Annotated in this window: 17 protein-coding genes; 2 read left to right on the top strand and 15 right to left on the bottom strand. The window is 53.7% G+C overall.

From position 1 onward, the window contains the following. Positions 1–12: 12 nt before the first annotated feature. The 4 genes from ccmD to ccmA are packed head-to-tail and all read right to left on the bottom strand — an operon-like array spanning position 13 to position 2,313. Entirely contained in the window at positions 13–237 is a 225-nt protein-coding gene (gene ccmD, locus CWE14_RS12840; protein ID WP_126799740.1) for a heme exporter protein CcmD, read from the bottom strand. Beyond that, positions 238–990, bottom strand: a complete 753-nt coding sequence (locus tag CWE14_RS12835; RefSeq protein WP_126789195.1) for a heme ABC transporter permease — start codon at positions 988–990, stop codon at positions 238–240. Position 991: 1 nt separating this feature from the next. Beyond that, entirely contained in the window at positions 992–1,675 is a 684-nt protein-coding gene (ccmB, locus tag CWE14_RS12830; RefSeq protein WP_126799739.1) for a heme exporter protein CcmB, read from the bottom strand. Then, the gene (gene ccmA / locus CWE14_RS12825) at positions 1,675–2,313 is read right to left on the bottom strand and encodes a cytochrome c biogenesis heme-transporting ATPase CcmA (RefSeq protein WP_126799901.1); all 639 of its coding nucleotides are present in this window, start codon (positions 2,311–2,313) and stop codon (positions 1,675–1,677) included. The genes ccmB and ccmA overlap by 1 nt, the downstream gene beginning before the upstream one ends. 117 nt (positions 2,314–2,430) lie before the next feature. Here ccmA and CWE14_RS12820 point away from each other — a divergent pair, with 117 nt between their 5' ends. Both CWE14_RS12820 and CWE14_RS12815 read left to right on the top strand, forming a co-directional pair. Next, positions 2,431–3,513 (top strand): hypothetical protein, encoded by a 1,083-nt coding sequence (locus CWE14_RS12820; protein ID WP_126799738.1) that lies wholly within the window; start codon positions 2,431–2,433, stop codon positions 3,511–3,513. Between the two features lies 1 nt (position 3,514). Continuing rightward, positions 3,515–3,802 (top strand): EscU/YscU/HrcU family type III secretion system export apparatus switch protein, encoded by a 288-nt coding sequence (locus CWE14_RS12815; protein ID WP_126799736.1) that lies wholly within the window; start codon positions 3,515–3,517, stop codon positions 3,800–3,802. Positions 3,803–4,249: 447 nt separating this feature from the next. On the opposite strand, the gene CWE14_RS12810 is transcribed toward CWE14_RS12815, so the two are convergent. The 11 genes from CWE14_RS12810 to flhF all read right to left on the bottom strand — a co-directional run bounded on the left by CWE14_RS12810 (position 4,250) and on the right by flhF (position 14,377). Next, the gene (locus CWE14_RS12810) at positions 4,250–4,792 is read right to left on the bottom strand and encodes a DUF2802 domain-containing protein (RefSeq protein ID WP_241972408.1); all 543 of its coding nucleotides are present in this window, start codon (positions 4,790–4,792) and stop codon (positions 4,250–4,252) included. 26 nt (positions 4,793–4,818) lie between these two features. Further along, entirely contained in the window at positions 4,819–5,325 is a 507-nt protein-coding gene (locus CWE14_RS12805) for a chemotaxis protein CheW (RefSeq protein ID WP_126789191.1), read from the bottom strand. 32 nt (positions 5,326–5,357) lie between these two features. Then, a complete protein-coding gene (locus CWE14_RS12800) occupies positions 5,358–6,164 on the bottom strand; it encodes a chemotaxis protein CheW (RefSeq protein ID WP_241972407.1) in 807 nt (268 codons plus the stop codon). After that, a complete protein-coding gene (locus tag CWE14_RS12795; protein WP_126799735.1) occupies positions 6,161–6,940 on the bottom strand; it encodes a ParA family protein in 780 nt (259 codons plus the stop codon). Before CWE14_RS12795 ends, CWE14_RS12800 begins: the two co-directional genes overlap by 4 nt. A 9-nt stretch (positions 6,941–6,949) precedes the next feature. Beyond that, positions 6,950–8,119, bottom strand: a complete 1,170-nt coding sequence (locus CWE14_RS12790) for a protein-glutamate methylesterase/protein-glutamine glutaminase (protein WP_126799734.1) — start codon at positions 8,117–8,119, stop codon at positions 6,950–6,952. Between the two features lie 8 nt (positions 8,120–8,127). Further along, complete coding sequence (locus CWE14_RS12785) at positions 8,128–10,173, bottom strand: chemotaxis protein CheA (RefSeq protein WP_126799733.1); 2,046 nt, start codon at positions 10,171–10,173, stop codon at positions 8,128–8,130. A gap of 13 nt (positions 10,174–10,186) precedes the next feature. Continuing rightward, entirely contained in the window at positions 10,187–10,951 is a 765-nt protein-coding gene (locus CWE14_RS12780; RefSeq protein ID WP_126789187.1) for a protein phosphatase CheZ, read from the bottom strand. Positions 10,952–10,957: 6 nt separating this feature from the next. Further along, a complete protein-coding gene (cheY, locus tag CWE14_RS12775; RefSeq protein WP_126789186.1) occupies positions 10,958–11,341 on the bottom strand; it encodes a chemotaxis response regulator CheY in 384 nt (127 codons plus the stop codon). A gap of 104 nt (positions 11,342–11,445) precedes the next feature. Beyond that, entirely contained in the window at positions 11,446–12,171 is a 726-nt protein-coding gene (locus CWE14_RS12770) for an RNA polymerase sigma factor FliA (RefSeq protein WP_126799732.1), read from the bottom strand. After that, on the bottom strand, positions 12,164–13,033 hold the full coding sequence (locus CWE14_RS12765) for a MinD/ParA family protein (protein ID WP_126789184.1): 870 nt from the start codon (positions 13,031–13,033) through the stop codon (positions 12,164–12,166). Before CWE14_RS12765 ends, CWE14_RS12770 begins: the two co-directional genes overlap by 8 nt. A 12-nt stretch (positions 13,034–13,045) precedes the next feature. Then, positions 13,046–14,377 carry a flagellar biosynthesis GTPase FlhF gene (flhF, locus tag CWE14_RS12760; RefSeq protein WP_126799731.1) on the bottom strand — a complete coding sequence of 444 codons (1,332 nt, stop codon included), beginning with the start codon at positions 14,375–14,377 and terminating at the stop codon, positions 13,046–13,048. Positions 14,378–14,384 lie beyond the last annotated feature (7 nt).

The following is a 14,384-nucleotide window of genomic DNA, read 5'->3' as shown; positions in this document are numbered from 1 at the left end:
CAGTGGCTAAATTTAATCGTTACGGGTAGCGCGGGCAGCTTTTGCCGCCCGGGCTTTCTCAATTCGTTCAATGCGTGCCAGTTGTTTCAGTGCTTCGCGACGCAATGCTTTACGTACATAGAGGGTGTGCCAGGTTAGTATGCCGAGACAGAAAAAAGTTGCAGCGAAGGCACTCCACACATACGCGGCGTAACCGCCCATAGCCATAAACTCGGCGAAGCTGTCAAAGTGTCCCATTTACTGACCTCCTTTGAGAATAGCGATAGCCCATGGCCGACGTACTTCGCGGCGCAAAATCTCATTATTCAGGCGCATGATAACCAGTGCCGCACAGACACCGAGGAAACCAAACAGGTTTACCAACAGCGGCCACAGCATCTCCGCTGGCATAGTAGGCGCTTCCAGCCGGGTCACCATCTGGGTAATCGTCGACCCCTGATGCAGCGTATTCCACCAGTATACGGAGTAATGAATGATGGGAATATTAATCACCCCAACCATCGCAAGAATACCGGCCGCCTTGGCGCCGGTGCGCTGATCTTCGAATGCCACGTACAACGCCATCACTCCGAGATACAAAAACAGCAGAATCAGCTGTGAGGTCAGTCGCGCATCCCAAATCCACCAGGTCCCCCACATCGGGTGGCCCCAGATAGCGCCAGTGAACAAGGATATAAAGGTCAGCACCGCGCCCACCGGGGCAATCGCCATCAGTGCCCATTCGGCGGTGCGGATCTGCCATACCACAGCAATTAAAGCCGCCACCGCCATACCAACATAAAAGCCCATGGCCCACATCGCGCTCGGCACGTGAATAAAAATAATCCGGTAACTGTCGCCCTGCTGATAGTCAGCAGGCGCGAATACCAGCCCCCAGACCAGCCCCACCGCGAGCAGAACAACGCCCGGCCAGGCAAACCACGGCAGCAGTTTTTTGTTCAGACGATAGGTCGCCTCAGGTTTTGCATAGGGGTGTAACCAACGCCACATATTAATTCACACTCACTTGTAAGGCCGCTTTCACTGCCAGCGGCGATAAACCCAACGCCAGCACCAGAAACGCCGCCATCATTGCTAAAGGGCCAGCGGCTGACAGGTTGTATGTCGCCGCTTCCAGAGCTGCCGTTGCAAAAATCAGCAGCGGAATTAACAGCGGCAACAGTAATAAACTCAACAAAGCACCACCGCGATTCAGGCTCACCGTGAGTGCCACGCCAATGGCTCCGACAGCACTTAATACGGGCGTGCCCAGCAACAGGGTCACTATCAATATCGGCAATGCCTGCATTGGCAGACTTAGCAACAACGCCAGCAGCGGCGAAATGAGCAGCAGCGGCAGTGCTGTCAGCAGCCAGTGCACGATGACTTTACCCAACACGGCCAACTCAACCGGACAGGGTAGTAACAACATGTGCTCCAGGGCGCCATCACGAAAATCATCGCGAAACATGCGTTCCAGACCGAGCATCGCAGACAGCAATGCGCTGACCCAAATAACCCCCGGTGCAATGCGCGCTAACGTATCAGCAGCTGGGCCAACCGCCAACGGAAATAAAGTTATCACCACCAGCAAAAATATAATGGGATTCAAAAACTCACTGCGCTGGCGCAGCGCCACCCTCAGGTCGCGACGAATAAGCTGCAGCAATAGCGTTGTATTTGAAACTCGTGCCATCACCAACTGTACTCCAGTTGCAAACGAACCAACGAACGCCCGGCCCAGTCCAGTGGCTGATGTGAAGTCAGAATAATCGCTCCACCTGCTTGCAGATGCGCATCAAAACGCTGGTGCAATAAGGCGATCCCCGCCACATCCAGAGACGTAAAAGGTTCATCCAGAATCCACAGCGCCGCACTGGACACCCACAGCCGCGCCAGTGCAATACGACGTTGCTGACCGGCGGATAAATTTGCCGCCGGGACATCTTCCAGCCCGACCAGGCCCAGTTGAGCAAGCAACTCAAAGGGGGGTTCTGCGCAGGGCTGGCCCTGCGTGGCAGCAAAAAACTGAAGATTTTCCAGCGCGGTCAGCTCCGGCTTAACCGCCGCTTTATGGCCGATAAACAGCAAGTCTTGCAGAAACTCGCGACGCACATGTTGACGTAGCTCACCTTTGTACAGGATGTCCCCTGACAGAGGCTGCAAAAGGCCGGCAATGATCCGCAGCAGACTCGATTTGCCTGCGCCATTGGGCCCTTCAATCTGATACAAATGCCCGGGATGCACGGCAAGGTTCAAATCCTCGAACAGAGTCCGCTCACCGCGTACCGAGGTAACTTGTCGAGCTTCGAGTAACGCAGCACTTTGCGCCATACGGCTGTTGTCCCATTTGCCATCGCTAAATGGCCGGCATTTTACCATAACTACAGACAATTTCGCGACTTTACAGGGGTCGTTGATCGCGGCACTATGCAATGAAAGGAGCAAACCATGGACACATCCCTTAGCAACCTAAAGCAAAGCCTGCTGCAACACCTGCTGCGCAATGCCCAGGGTAACAGCGCCGAGAACGTCACCGCGGCAAAACAGGCAGCCAGACTCAGTGCCTTAACCGCGATGCCGGGCACCGCGCGTAGCGACGCTGCGGCTGCCAATCAAACCCGCATCACCTTGCCACCGACCCTGCGTCAGTTATTTGCTCAGCATCAGCAGGTACACAACCTGCTGCCAACTATCCAGAACAGCGCAGTAGCCTCAACCACCAGTGGCGACAGCGCCGCCATGCGCCTGGTTCAGGTATTTGCCAGTCAGCTCGCAACTAACCCACAGTCATTAACGCCCGAGGCGATAAAAACACTGGTTAGCCAATGGTTCTCAACCAACCCGGCGCAGGCGTTAAGTAGCGCCCCCGTCGCCAGCTCCGCCAGTTGGCTGCAAAGCCTTTCACCCATGTTACTCCTGACATTGTTACAACGTCTGCCCGACGGCCCCGTACGCCAGTTGCTGAGCCAGCTATTCGGGCAACAACCCACTCCTGCGAATTCCGCCCAAGCAGGCGCTACCCCAGTCCAAAGCCCGCTCCTAAACCTGCTAACCAATAGTGGCTTAAGCAATCAACTGCAGGGCAGCCTCAATGACATACGCCTCAGTCAGGTTCTGCTTGCCGACAGCAGCGCAAACCAACAACCCGACTACTACCTGGTGCTACCCTACCAGTTACAGCAACACCCCAGACATCTCGAACTCCTGCTGCGTAAACGCTCGCGCCAACACAACCAGCAACAGCAAACCTACTGGCTGTTCAGCATGCGCTTTGAAACCAGCAATGCCGGCCCTATTCTCGCCAAAGGCCGTTACCAGCAGCAACAAAACGACGAACAGGCACCAAGTGCCCAGCTCCGCCTATACACCCAAAGCGAAGCACAACGAGAGACCGTACAGCAACACCTCAAACGCCTCGACAGCAAACTCAAGGCAGCCGGCATTCAGCATCTCGACAGCGAAGTCCACGTCGGCCGGGTACCACAAACCCTCGCCCCTCAACCCCACGAACTCGTAAAAGTGGGAGGCTAAGATGGCAGATAAACCAGAAAAGCGCGCCATAGGCCTCTACTACTCTGGCAACAAAGGACCTGCCAACCATGACCCCAGCGCCGCCCCAACCGTCATCGCCAAAGGCTTCAACGAACTCGCCGACGAGATCATCCGCCTCGCCAAAGAGCACAACGTCCTTGTCCACGAAGATCCCGAACTCGCCAACTTCCTCTCCCGCCTCGACGTCGGCGACGAAATCCCGCGTGAACTCTACGTCATCATCGCCGAACTCATCGCCTTCGCCACCTGGCTCGACCTCAAAGCCTGACCCGCCGGGCTCATGCTTAAGGGCTCCGGGACATTTGGCTGTGCGGGGGAGGAATGGGCCTGGCCAAGTTGGCTTTGCGGAGCATCAGACATGTGTTTGCTGGGACGCCGTAAACCCGTCCCTGGGGGCTCGGCTCGCGCATCCCTGCGCGAGACGCCCAGCAAAGCACATCGTCTGATACTCCGCGCCAACCTGGCCACGCCCATTCATACTCGCATCCAGGTAACCCTAGAGCACTTTATATTCGAGGATTGCAGGGAAAACCCGCTAGGCGCTAAGGCACAGTGACATTTGGCGCGGGGGAGAAGGAGATGTGCTTTGCCGGGTGTCGGCCGCAGGGATGCGGCCGTCAAGCCCCCAGGGATGGGTTTACGGCGTCCCGGGAAACACTCACCTTCTCCCCCGCACAGCCAAATGTCACTGTGCCGTGCGGACCCGCGTGCGGGGTTAGTCCCGGCGGTGGAGGGAGATGAGTAGTTCGGCTTCGTTGCGGGGGATTTCGCAGTCTTTCATCAGGTCTTCGACACTGGCGCCTTTTTCGACCAATTTCGCGGCGCGTTGGTAGAAACGGCTTTCGGGGGTTTGTTCTTCGACGTCAGCCTGGCGTTCTTCCAGTGAGTTTTGCATATCCTGCAGCGACTTTTGTTGCGCTTGCAGTGCTTCCTGTTGTTGGCGTAACTCAGCGAAGCTTTGTTCTAATGCCTGCTGAGTTTTCTCCAGCGCACTAAACTGCTCATCCAGTTTTTGCTGGGTTGCAATGACGGGCTCTGTAGCGGTTTGTGTTTCTTTTCTGGCTGCGGCTTTGGCCGCTTTCTCGGCGGCTGTTTCGGCAACGGCTTTCGCCGATACCTGGGCAGCATCGGTAATCGCCTGGGCGGTCCGCACCATATCATGGCGCTGTCTAACCAGCGCTATTACGACAACAATAACGCCGGCCAACGCGGCCAGCGCAATGCTCATACTCAACCAATTAGCAAATAACAAGTGCATGATGTCCTGTGCTTACGGGATCGCGATTAAATACGCGAGATCTCATCCCACTCTTCGTCAGTAAGTAGCTTATTGAGGTCGACCAGAATTAATAGTTCGCCATCGCGATTACTTACGCCCTGAATAAACTTAGCGCTTTCTTCGGTGCCGACATTTGGCGCACTGTCGATCTCTGAGGTGCGCAGGTACACTACTTCGGCAACGCTATCGACAAGGATGCCAATAACCTGTTGCTCTGCTTCGATAATAACCACACGGCTATTTTCGGTCACTTCGTGAGTTGGCAGGCCGAAACGGGTGCGGGTGTCGATGACGGTTACCACGTTACCACGCAGATTAATGATTCCCAGCACGTAGTCAGGTGCTCCAGGAACTGGCGCAATTTCGCTGTAGCGAAGCACTTCCTGGACCTGCATTACATTAATGCCGTAGGTTTCCTCTTCTAAACGGAAGGTCACCCATTGCAGGATCTGGTCGTCGCCTTCTTTGGCGGTCTGGTTCTTAAGACTGCGATTATCGTATTTGTCGCTCATAGTGCTCACCGTTACTCCATTGAGTCAGGCGCTTAGTCCTGACTGTTTAAACCTTTTTCCAGCATGTCTACCATAGCATCGACGTCGAGAATGGCGCACATTTTTTCGCGCACCACGCCCGCCAGCCAGGGGCGCTTAGAGCCTTCGCCTTTGCGCCACTGAACGTCTTCTGGTGACAACGACTCTGTCGTCACCAGGGTTTCACATGCTAGCCCCCACTGGCTTTCGCCAAGCATAATAAGGTACTGATAATTAATTGATTCTGCCAACTCTGCTGTGTATTTCTCTGGCATGACCCAACGCGCGGTATCGACTACATTGAGCTTTTCGTCGCGGTTGGTCATGATACCAAGGTACCAGTCCGGCTTGCCAAAAATTGTATTCGCTTCTTTCCACTGGTGAATACCACCCAGACTTTTCAGTGGTACTGCCAGCTTGAGCCCGGCGACACTAAAAAACAGCGCCTGAAAATCGCCCTGTTTATAGTTTTCCATGTTGCTAACCGGGGGCGGCGGCACATCTATTAATGCTTCGCCCTGCGTTTGCTCAGCCTGCTTCTCAAGCTGCGCTGCCATTTCGGCCTCTTGCTGACGTTCCAGTTCAAGCAGTCGCTGCTGTTCGGCCTGCTTTTTCGCAGCTGCGGCCTGTTCAGCTTGGGCTTTCGCCTGGACCTGCTCTTGTTCTTGGTCACGCAAGGTGGCCTGAGCCAGCAGCCGTTCGAGCTCAGCTGTGTTCTTCTCTGCTACTGGGGCCGACTCGGGCTGACTGGCAGGCGTTTTTTCATCAAACAGCAAAGCGTCAAGGTATTCATGCATTGCTAACTTTTGGTCGCGGCTCATGCGGAGACCTCCTGACTTAGCAAGACCTGCAACAACCCTTTATACGCAAACGCCCCCCGACTGCCTTTTGCATACATCGAAATCGGGGTCTGTGCGGTACTAGCGTCACGGAACTTGGTGTCGATCGGGATCATGCCATTCCACACTAACTTGCCATGCTTGCGTCGCAGTTCCTGATAGGCTTCCAAAGACGCCTTGGTACGTCGGTCATACATGGTCGGTACTATGGTGATATCGTGGGTCAGGCCCTTTGAATCCTGCACCATGTCCAGCGTACCCATCATTCGGTCAAGGCCTTTCAGCGCCAGGAACTCGGTCTGCACTGGTACAATAACCCGGTTTGCAGCCGCCAGTGCGTTGATCATAAGGACGCCCAGTACCGGCGGGACGTCGATTAAAATAAAGTCGAAATCATCTTCAAGTAATTTACGCACGCGGCGCAATAACAAACCCATTCCGCTTTGCGGGCCCAGCTTACGGTCTAAAGTAGCCAGTGCCATACTCGCTGGCATGACCGATAAATTTTCAAACCGGGTCGACTGTATAACCTTGGTGACCTGTTCTTTATCCACTTCTTTACCGTGCATGAACAGGTCATAGAGGGTGGCACTGCCATCCTCGCCGTCTATATCGAAATAATAGGTTAGTGACGCATGCGGGTCGGTGTCGATAAGTAGCACTCGCTTACCTTTTTCTGCCAGCATGCCGCCTAAACTGACCGTGGTGGTGGTTTTACCCACACCGCCTTTCTGGTTTGCTATTGCCCATACTATCAAGTGACGCTCCTATGCATATCCGACTTCACGCAGAATCTTACCGGCCATCTGGTCCAGTGAATAACTTTGTGTAGCAATACCGGCCGCGGTCACTGCTTGCGGCATACCATAGACGACACAGGATTCCTGATCCTGTGCCCAGATAGTCGCACCTTGGTCTTTCAGCATCCGGCATCCCTCGCGTCCATCAGCGCCCATCCCGGTCAGGATCACGCCAAATACGTCACCACCGAACACCTTGCTCAACGAGGCAAAGGTCAAGTCCACGCTGGGTCGATAGGTGATCCGCTCGCTGTCATCAGCACGAATACGCAGCCGCGCCTGACCGGCGCGACCATCGGCCAGCATTTGCATGCCGCCGGGCGCCAGGTACGCGGTGCCAGGACGCAACACATCGCCGTCCTCAGCCTCTTTCACGGTAATCTTGCACAGACCGTCTAAACGTTGCGCGAAGGCTTTAGTAAACGAGGCGGGCATATGCTGAACGAGCACTATCGGATACGGGAAGTTCGCTGGAATGCTGGTCAGAATTTTTTGCAGCGCCACAGGCCCCCCGGTCGAGGTGCCAATGGCAAACAATTTGTATCGTGAGTTTGCTTGCAGCTGATTTCCAGGCAAGCCCTCATCTGCACTGCCTGTTGAGGGCTTGGCGGCAGGGCTTACAACAGCACGCTGAGGACGAGTGACCGGTGGTACAGTGACTGTACTGCTTCGCTCACGCAACGACGTCGCCGGTTTTTCTGGCCGTCGTACAGGCGTGCTTGCTGACCGGCGCATCCCTGGTTTGCGTGCAATCTCACGTACCCGCTGCTGCAACACAGCAACCGCATCATCACGGTTACGTGCTATGTCTTCGAATTTTTTCGGTAAGAAATCAACCGCACCAGCCTCAAGTGCATCCAGGGTCGCCTTGGCGCCTTCGTGGGTCAGCGAGCTGAACATCAGTATCGCGGTCGGTGACTCGGCCATGATTTGACGCACAGCACTAATACCATCGAGTACCGGCATTTCGATATCCATGGTAATCACGTCGGGTTTCAACGACCTGGCTTCGCGCACTGCTGCGGCGCCATCTGCGGCGGTACCTATGACTTCAATATTGTCATCTGCATTGAGAATTTCACTGACCCGGCGACGAAAAAAGCTGGAGTCGTCTACAACTAAAACACGAACCGTCATGCGCTGCCTTACCGTCTTGCGTAATGTTTCAGCAGATTTGGTGTATCCAGAATCAAGGCAATACCCCCATCGCTGGTAATAGTCGCACCGGCCATGCCTGGTGTACCTTGTAGCAGGCGGTCAAGCGGCTTGATCACCACTTCTTCCTGACCAATCAGGCCATCGACAACAAAACCTACCTGTTGGGTGCCTAACTGAACTACGACCACATGCCCTACCGTAGGCCGCTGTTTGCGGTCAGCTCCGCGTCTTAACCAGTGCTCGAGGTAGAACAATGGAATCGCTTTCTCACGCACTATCATCGTACGCTGGCCATCGACGGTATTAATCAGTTCCTGATCAAGGCCGATAATTTCGCTAACCTGAGCCAGTGGCAGCGCGAAGGTTTGCTTCGCTACCAGTACCATCAGGGTTGGCAGAATGGCCAGGGTCAATGGCAGTTTAATCTGCAATATGGTGCCGCGGCCTAATTCAGAGTCAATCTTAACCGAGCCGTTGAGCTGGTTTATTTTGGTTTTCACCACATCCATGCCCACACCACGGCCGGAGACGTCGGAGATCTCTACCTTGGTCGAGAACCCGGCTGCAAAGATAAGATTGTAAGCCTCTTCATCGCTCATTCGAGCGGCCGAGTCTTCATCCAGGATGCCTTTGCTAATCGCTATGCTCTTGAGCTTTTCTGCATCCATACCAGCACCGTCATCGGTGATGGTAAGCAGAATATGATCACCTTCCTGTGAGGCAGCAAGCTTAACGTTACCTACCCGTGGCTTACCGTTTTTCTCCCGCACATCAGGGGTTTCAATACCATGGTCGACCGCATTGCGAACCAAATGCACCAAGGGGTCCGCCAGTGCTTCAACCAGGTTTTTGTCCAGATCCGTTTCTTCGCCTTCAAGTTCGAGGCTGATTTCTTTTTTCAATGTACGTGCAAGGTCACGAACCACGCGCGGGAAGCGGCCGAAAACTTTCTTCACCGGCTGCATACGGGTCTTCATCACTGCACCTTGCAGATCACCAGTCACTACATCCAGGTTGGCGATGGTTTTGCTCAGCTCTTCATCGTCAATATCCTGCTTACTATCCAGACTCAGCAGGCGGTTACGCACCAATACCAGCTCGCCGACCATATTCATGATGTCGTCTAAGCGCTTGGTATCCACCCGCACCGTGGTCTCGGCAGCTGGTGCAGTCGGCTTCGCCGGGGCTTTTCCAGCACTGCTCGCGGCAGGCGCTGGTGCTTTTGCAGCAGCGGTTTGCTCTGCTGCCGGTGCTGGCTGTTTGGCTTCAAACTTACCTTTGCCGTGCAAATCATCGAGCAAGGATTCGAATTCATCATCGCTGATTTCATCGCCTTTAGCCTTGTCATTGCCGGATGCAGCTGGCTTAGCAGGTGCCTTGGGCGTTTCTTGCTGAGCCTTTTGCGGAGCTTTGCCACCACCGTGGATTTCATCCAGCAGTGCTTCAAATTCATCGTCGGTAATATCATCATCCGACGCAGCCGGCTTCGGTGCTGGCGCTGCAGTGGCTTTTTTATTGCCGTGCAGTTCGTCAAGTAGCGATTCAAATTCGTCTTCGGTTATTTCGTCAACACCGCCGTCACCTTCGACTTTCGTGCTTTTTTCAGCTGCTGCTGGCGCCGCTATTGGTGCCTCATCTTCGCTTTCCGGACGACTCAGGGCAGTTAACGTCTGCAGTAATTCCGGCGTCGCAGGGATCGGTTCTTCACGTGCCTGGACCTGAGCAAATTGGGCATTGATGGTGTCAAGTGACTGCAGAATAACATCCATAAGTTCTGCAGAAACAGAGCGCTGACCATTGCGTAGGGTATCAAAGACATTCTCGGCACCGTGGCAGGTGTCAACTAACTCAGTTAGCGACAAAAATCCGGCACCGCCTTTAACAGTATGGAATCCGCGGAAAATTGCATTCAGCAGATCGCGATTTTCAGGGTCGTTTTCAAGCTGCACCAATTGTTCGGACAACAGCTCAAGGATCTCCCCCGCTTCAATCAAAAAGTCCTGTAGAATATCTTCATCTACATCAAAGCTCATGCGCTCGGTGCTCCTAGAATCCTAAACTGGACAACAAATCATCAACTTCATCCTGCCCTTGCACCACATCCTGGCGTTCATCAGGGTTTATCACCGGGCCTTCAGCTCCGATAGGATCAGCTTTTTTCTTATTGTCTGTGTTGCTTCGCTCTGCTCTGGCGCGTTCCTGATCGCCAAACACTCGTAACAGCTCTATCAGACTGACTTCTACTTCATGCACCAACTCGATAACCCGGCGGATAACCTGCCCGGTCAAGTCCTGAAAATCCTGAGCCATTAGCACTTCAGTTAACAGGCCTTGCAGATGTGCAGAGTCGCCTCTGGCTTGCTTAATAAACTTATCGACCTGATGACAGAGAGCTTTAAATTCGCTTAGCTCGATATCACGGCCCATCAGTTTATCCCAGGCCGGTTCAATCGATGCTGTCTCCGTGGCCAGCTTATCCGCTAACGGTAAACTGGCTTCGACCGCATCCATAGTTCGGTTTGCAGCATCTTCAGTGCGCTGCATCACGTAATGTAAACGGTTCTTAGCATCAGGAAGATCATCAGCAGTCATCTGTTCGATACGTGGATCAAGTTGAAAGTCTGACAAGGAGTCATGCAATTGACGCGTCAGCTTACCAACCGAATTGAAAAGTCCTTCACTTGACTTGTCTTTCAAGCGCATGAACATCTGGTCGGCCTGCGCTTGCTGACCACTTTCAAGTAAAGTGACCAGCTCCTGCGCCTGTTCGAGTGTGATTGCTGGAGTTTGAGCCTGCGTTGTATCCCCCATCGCCGCTTAACCCAACCGCTCGAAAACTTTATCCAGCTTTTCTTTCAGTGTCGCTGCAGTAAAAGGTTTTACTATATATCCATTGACGCCGGCTTGAGCTGCCTCAATGATTTGTTCACGTTTAGCTTCTGCCGTTACCATCAGCACCGGGATTTCTTTCAATCCGTCATCGGCGCGAATCGCGCGTAACAGATCAATACCCTGCATGCCCGGCATGTTCCAGTCAGTCACCACGAAATCGAAGTCACCGGACTGAAGCATCGGCAACGCGGTGGTACCGTCGTCAGCCTCTTCAATGTTGGTGAACCCAAGGTCACGCAACAGGTTTTTTATAATGCGACGCATCGTGGAGAAATCGTCCACGACCAAGATCTTCATACCTTTATCCAAAGTACCCTCCACTGAGGCATTTGTAATTAATGTTATTTTTCGGATACGTCATCATGACACACCCGCACCTTTATTTGAATCGTTTGCAAGGTTGCGTGGCAGCCTTACGACGTCCAATCCTGCATCCGTGACTTCAGCCGCATCATTGCCTGACTATGGATCTGGCTGACCCGGGACTCACTGACACTCAGTACTTCACCAATTTCTTTTAGGTTCAGTTCTTCGTCATAATACAGTGACAATACCAGTGCTTCGCGTTCAGGCAAAGTCCGAATTGTCGAGGACAGCGCATTTTGGAATGCGTCTTGCTCAATATCATTGAAAGGTCCGTCAAACGAAGCGTCCTGTTTATCTGACAACAGCACGTCGTCGGTGACCCCCAGATCTTCGATGCCAATCATACGACCAGAGCGGACATCATTCAAAATTGAATGGTACTCTTCGAGCCCCATATCCAGCCTTTTCGCCACATCTACATCGCGCGCGTCGCGGCCGGTTTCAGACTCTACGTCGCGGATCGCATCGGCAATCAGACGTCCGTTGCGGTGAACCGAGCGCGGGGCCCAGTCGCCACGCCGAATTTCATCCAGCATGGCACCGCGTATACGGATACCAGCAAAGGTTTCAAAACTAGCGCCTTTGCCGTGATCGAAATTACCCGCCGCTTCCAACAGCCCTATCATGCCGGCCTGGATCAAGTCATCTACTTGCACGCTGGCTGGTAACCGCGCCACCATATGGTGAGCAATGCGCTTCACCAGATTGCTATGCTGCTCAACGATTTGTGTGCGGTTATCGACGGTTGTAGCGTAGCCTGTCGCTTTATTCATTGGCCACCCCTTTGTACATGCTGGGTTTCTGAACCAGTTGTTCAATGAAAAATTCTAAATGGCCGCTCGCCTGAGCCTGCACCGGCCATCGCGCGGCTCGGTGTGCCAGCGCTTTAAATGCTAATGAAGACGGTGACTTCGGCGCGGCCTGGACGATTAACTGTTGGCGGCGTACACATTTACGCAGATTCTCATCGTACGGCACAATGGCCGCCAGCTCCAACGCTACATCAAGAAAACGATCAGTCACCTTGGTCAGTTTGTTAAACAGCACCTGCCCTTCGCGCATGGTGCGAACCATATTTGCAATCACCTTAAAGCGGAATACATTGTGCTCGCGGCTAAGAACCTTGACCAGCGCATAGGCATCGGTAATGGAGGTCGGCTCGTCACAAACCACCAGTACCACATCCTGCGCAGCGCGGGAAAAGCTGAGAACCATCTCTGAGATACCCGCTGCAGTATCCACAATCAATACATCGAAGTCATCCTGCAAGGTGCTGAATGCGCGGATCAGCCCGGCATGTTCAGCGGCAGACAGTTCCACCATGTTTCGCGACCCCGAGGTTGCCGGCACAATTTTAATTCCAGCAGGGCCCTCGACCAGAATATCTTCCAGGTCACATTCACCGGCGAGTACGTGAGAAATATTTTTCCGCACCCGCAGGCCAAGCATGACGTCCACATTCGCAAGGCCTAAGTCGGCATCCAGCACCAGCACGCGCTGACCCTGTTCAGCCATCGCTACCGCCATATTCAGTGACACATTGGTTTTACCCACACCGCCCTTGCCACCTGTCACAGCAATCACTTTGACCATGCTCTGTTTCATCATTTTGCGTAAACCGCTTGCTTGATCCATCACATTCTTCTCTTATAGCTGCTGCGACGCGTTGGCCTGGGGGACAAAAGGCGCTGCTTCGGCGTTAGTGGTCATATTCTCTGCAGCCTTACGCACCAGCGTTTTCGCGTCTGCAATGTGAATATCCTCAGGCACTTGTTGACCATCGGTCAGGTAGCTAATTGGTAAGCCGTTGTTAATCGCTGTACTAAGTACCTCGCCCAGGCTCAGTGATTCATCAAGCTTGGTAAAGATACATCCGCATAGCGGGATCTTCTTGAACTGGCGCACAATCTCGTTTTGTACCGGGGCCTGCGCAGTCGATGACAGCACCAGGTAAGGCCGGATTTTAAGCCGCGTATTGTCCATCAATGTCGCCAGCTGCTCACTCAGGCGCAAGTCTCGCTGGCCCATGCCGGCGGTATCAATCAGCACTAACTTGCGTTGCCGGAACTGCAACAAAACCGCATTTAATTCTTCTGCATCTTTGGCTACTTTAATCGGGCAACCAATGATCCGCGCGTACGTCTGTAGCTGCTCACTGGCTGCTATACGGAAGGTATCCGTGGTAACCAGCGCCACGTCGTCGGGACTGTGCATCTGCGCATAGCGTGCCGCCAGCTTGGCAATGGTGGTTGTTTTGCCGACCCCTGTAGGGCCTACCAGGGCAACCACACCACCCTGACTTAAAATGTCATTTTTGGTGGTGCCTATCTGTCCTTCAATCAGATCCAGCGTTTGCTCCCAGGCTTGCTCATCATTCAGTCCCTCAGGAATAAAACAGCTAATCTGGTCTGCAACCTGTTCCGTAAACCCAAGTCGCATCAGCTTTTTGATCAGCATGGCGCGGGTTGGTTCGTTGCGCTCAATTTCCTGCCACATCAGGCCAGAGACCTGCTGTTCAAGCATTTGCCGGATTGCCGACATGTCCGATTTCATCGCACTAATGGTGGCATCGTGGTCTTCCAACGGCCTCATTTTGAAATCTGTCGAGGCCTCAGCATGTTTGCCTGAACTGCTTCCATTGGTGCGCTGCTGACCATTTGCTGCTGACGGCTCGGCACGCTGCGCCTCGTCATTCGTTTCTCCGCCAGCCGCCTTCGTGCCTTCTTCCTGCCGCGCCAGCAATGCTTCGAGTGAATTGGCAATCGCCTCTTTCTTTTCCTCGCCGCCTCTGATCGCTTTGCCTTTTGTCGCGTTGCCGTTTTTGCCCTTGGGATCAGGTTCCTGGTCAAAGGCCGCCATAATTTCAACGCCACCATTGACGCGTTTGTTCGACATGATGACAGCATCCGGCCCTAAGGTTTCTTTCACCTCTGCCAGCGCTGAACGCATATCCTTGCCAAAAAAACGTTTAATCTTCACTTAACTA

Source organism: Aliidiomarina soli (assembly GCF_003986975.1).
Classification (GTDB): Bacteria; Pseudomonadota; Gammaproteobacteria; order Enterobacterales; family Alteromonadaceae; genus Aliidiomarina; species Aliidiomarina soli.
This window is presented reverse-complemented; position numbering and strand designations above follow the sequence as displayed.

Coding starts and splice junctions, on each gene's coding strand:
- ccmD (WP_126799740.1), bottom strand. CDS start 237: ATGGGACACTTTGACAGCTTCGCCGAGTTTATGGCTATGGGCGGTTAC.
- CWE14_RS12835 (WP_126789195.1), bottom strand. CDS start 990: ATGTGGCGTTGGTTACACCCCTATGCAAAACCTGAGGCGACCTATCGT.
- ccmB (WP_126799739.1), bottom strand. CDS start 1,675: ATGGCACGAGTTTCAAATACAACGCTATTGCTGCAGCTTATTCGTCGC.
- ccmA (WP_126799901.1), bottom strand. CDS start 2,313: ATGGCGCAAAGTGCTGCGTTACTCGAAGCTCGACAAGTTACCTCGGTA.
- CWE14_RS12820 (WP_126799738.1), top strand. CDS start 2,431: ATGGACACATCCCTTAGCAACCTAAAGCAAAGCCTGCTGCAACACCTG.
- CWE14_RS12815 (WP_126799736.1), top strand. CDS start 3,515: ATGGCAGATAAACCAGAAAAGCGCGCCATAGGCCTCTACTACTCTGGC.
- CWE14_RS12810 (WP_241972408.1), bottom strand. CDS start 4,792: ATGCACTTGTTATTTGCTAATTGGTTGAGTATGAGCATTGCGCTGGCC.
- CWE14_RS12805 (WP_126789191.1), bottom strand. CDS start 5,325: ATGAGCGACAAATACGATAATCGCAGTCTTAAGAACCAGACCGCCAAA.
- CWE14_RS12800 (WP_241972407.1), bottom strand. CDS start 6,164: ATGAGCCGCGACCAAAAGTTAGCAATGCATGAATACCTTGACGCTTTG.
- CWE14_RS12790 (WP_126799734.1), bottom strand. CDS start 8,119: ATGACGGTTCGTGTTTTAGTTGTAGACGACTCCAGCTTTTTTCGTCGC.
- CWE14_RS12785 (WP_126799733.1), bottom strand. CDS start 10,173: ATGAGCTTTGATGTAGATGAAGATATTCTACAGGACTTTTTGATTGAA.
- CWE14_RS12780 (WP_126789187.1), bottom strand. CDS start 10,951: ATGGGGGATACAACGCAGGCTCAAACTCCAGCAATCACACTCGAACAG.
- CWE14_RS12770 (WP_126799732.1), bottom strand. CDS start 12,171: ATGAATAAAGCGACAGGCTACGCTACAACCGTCGATAACCGCACACAA.
- CWE14_RS12765 (WP_126789184.1), bottom strand. CDS start 13,033: ATGGATCAAGCAAGCGGTTTACGCAAAATGATGAAACAGAGCATGGTC.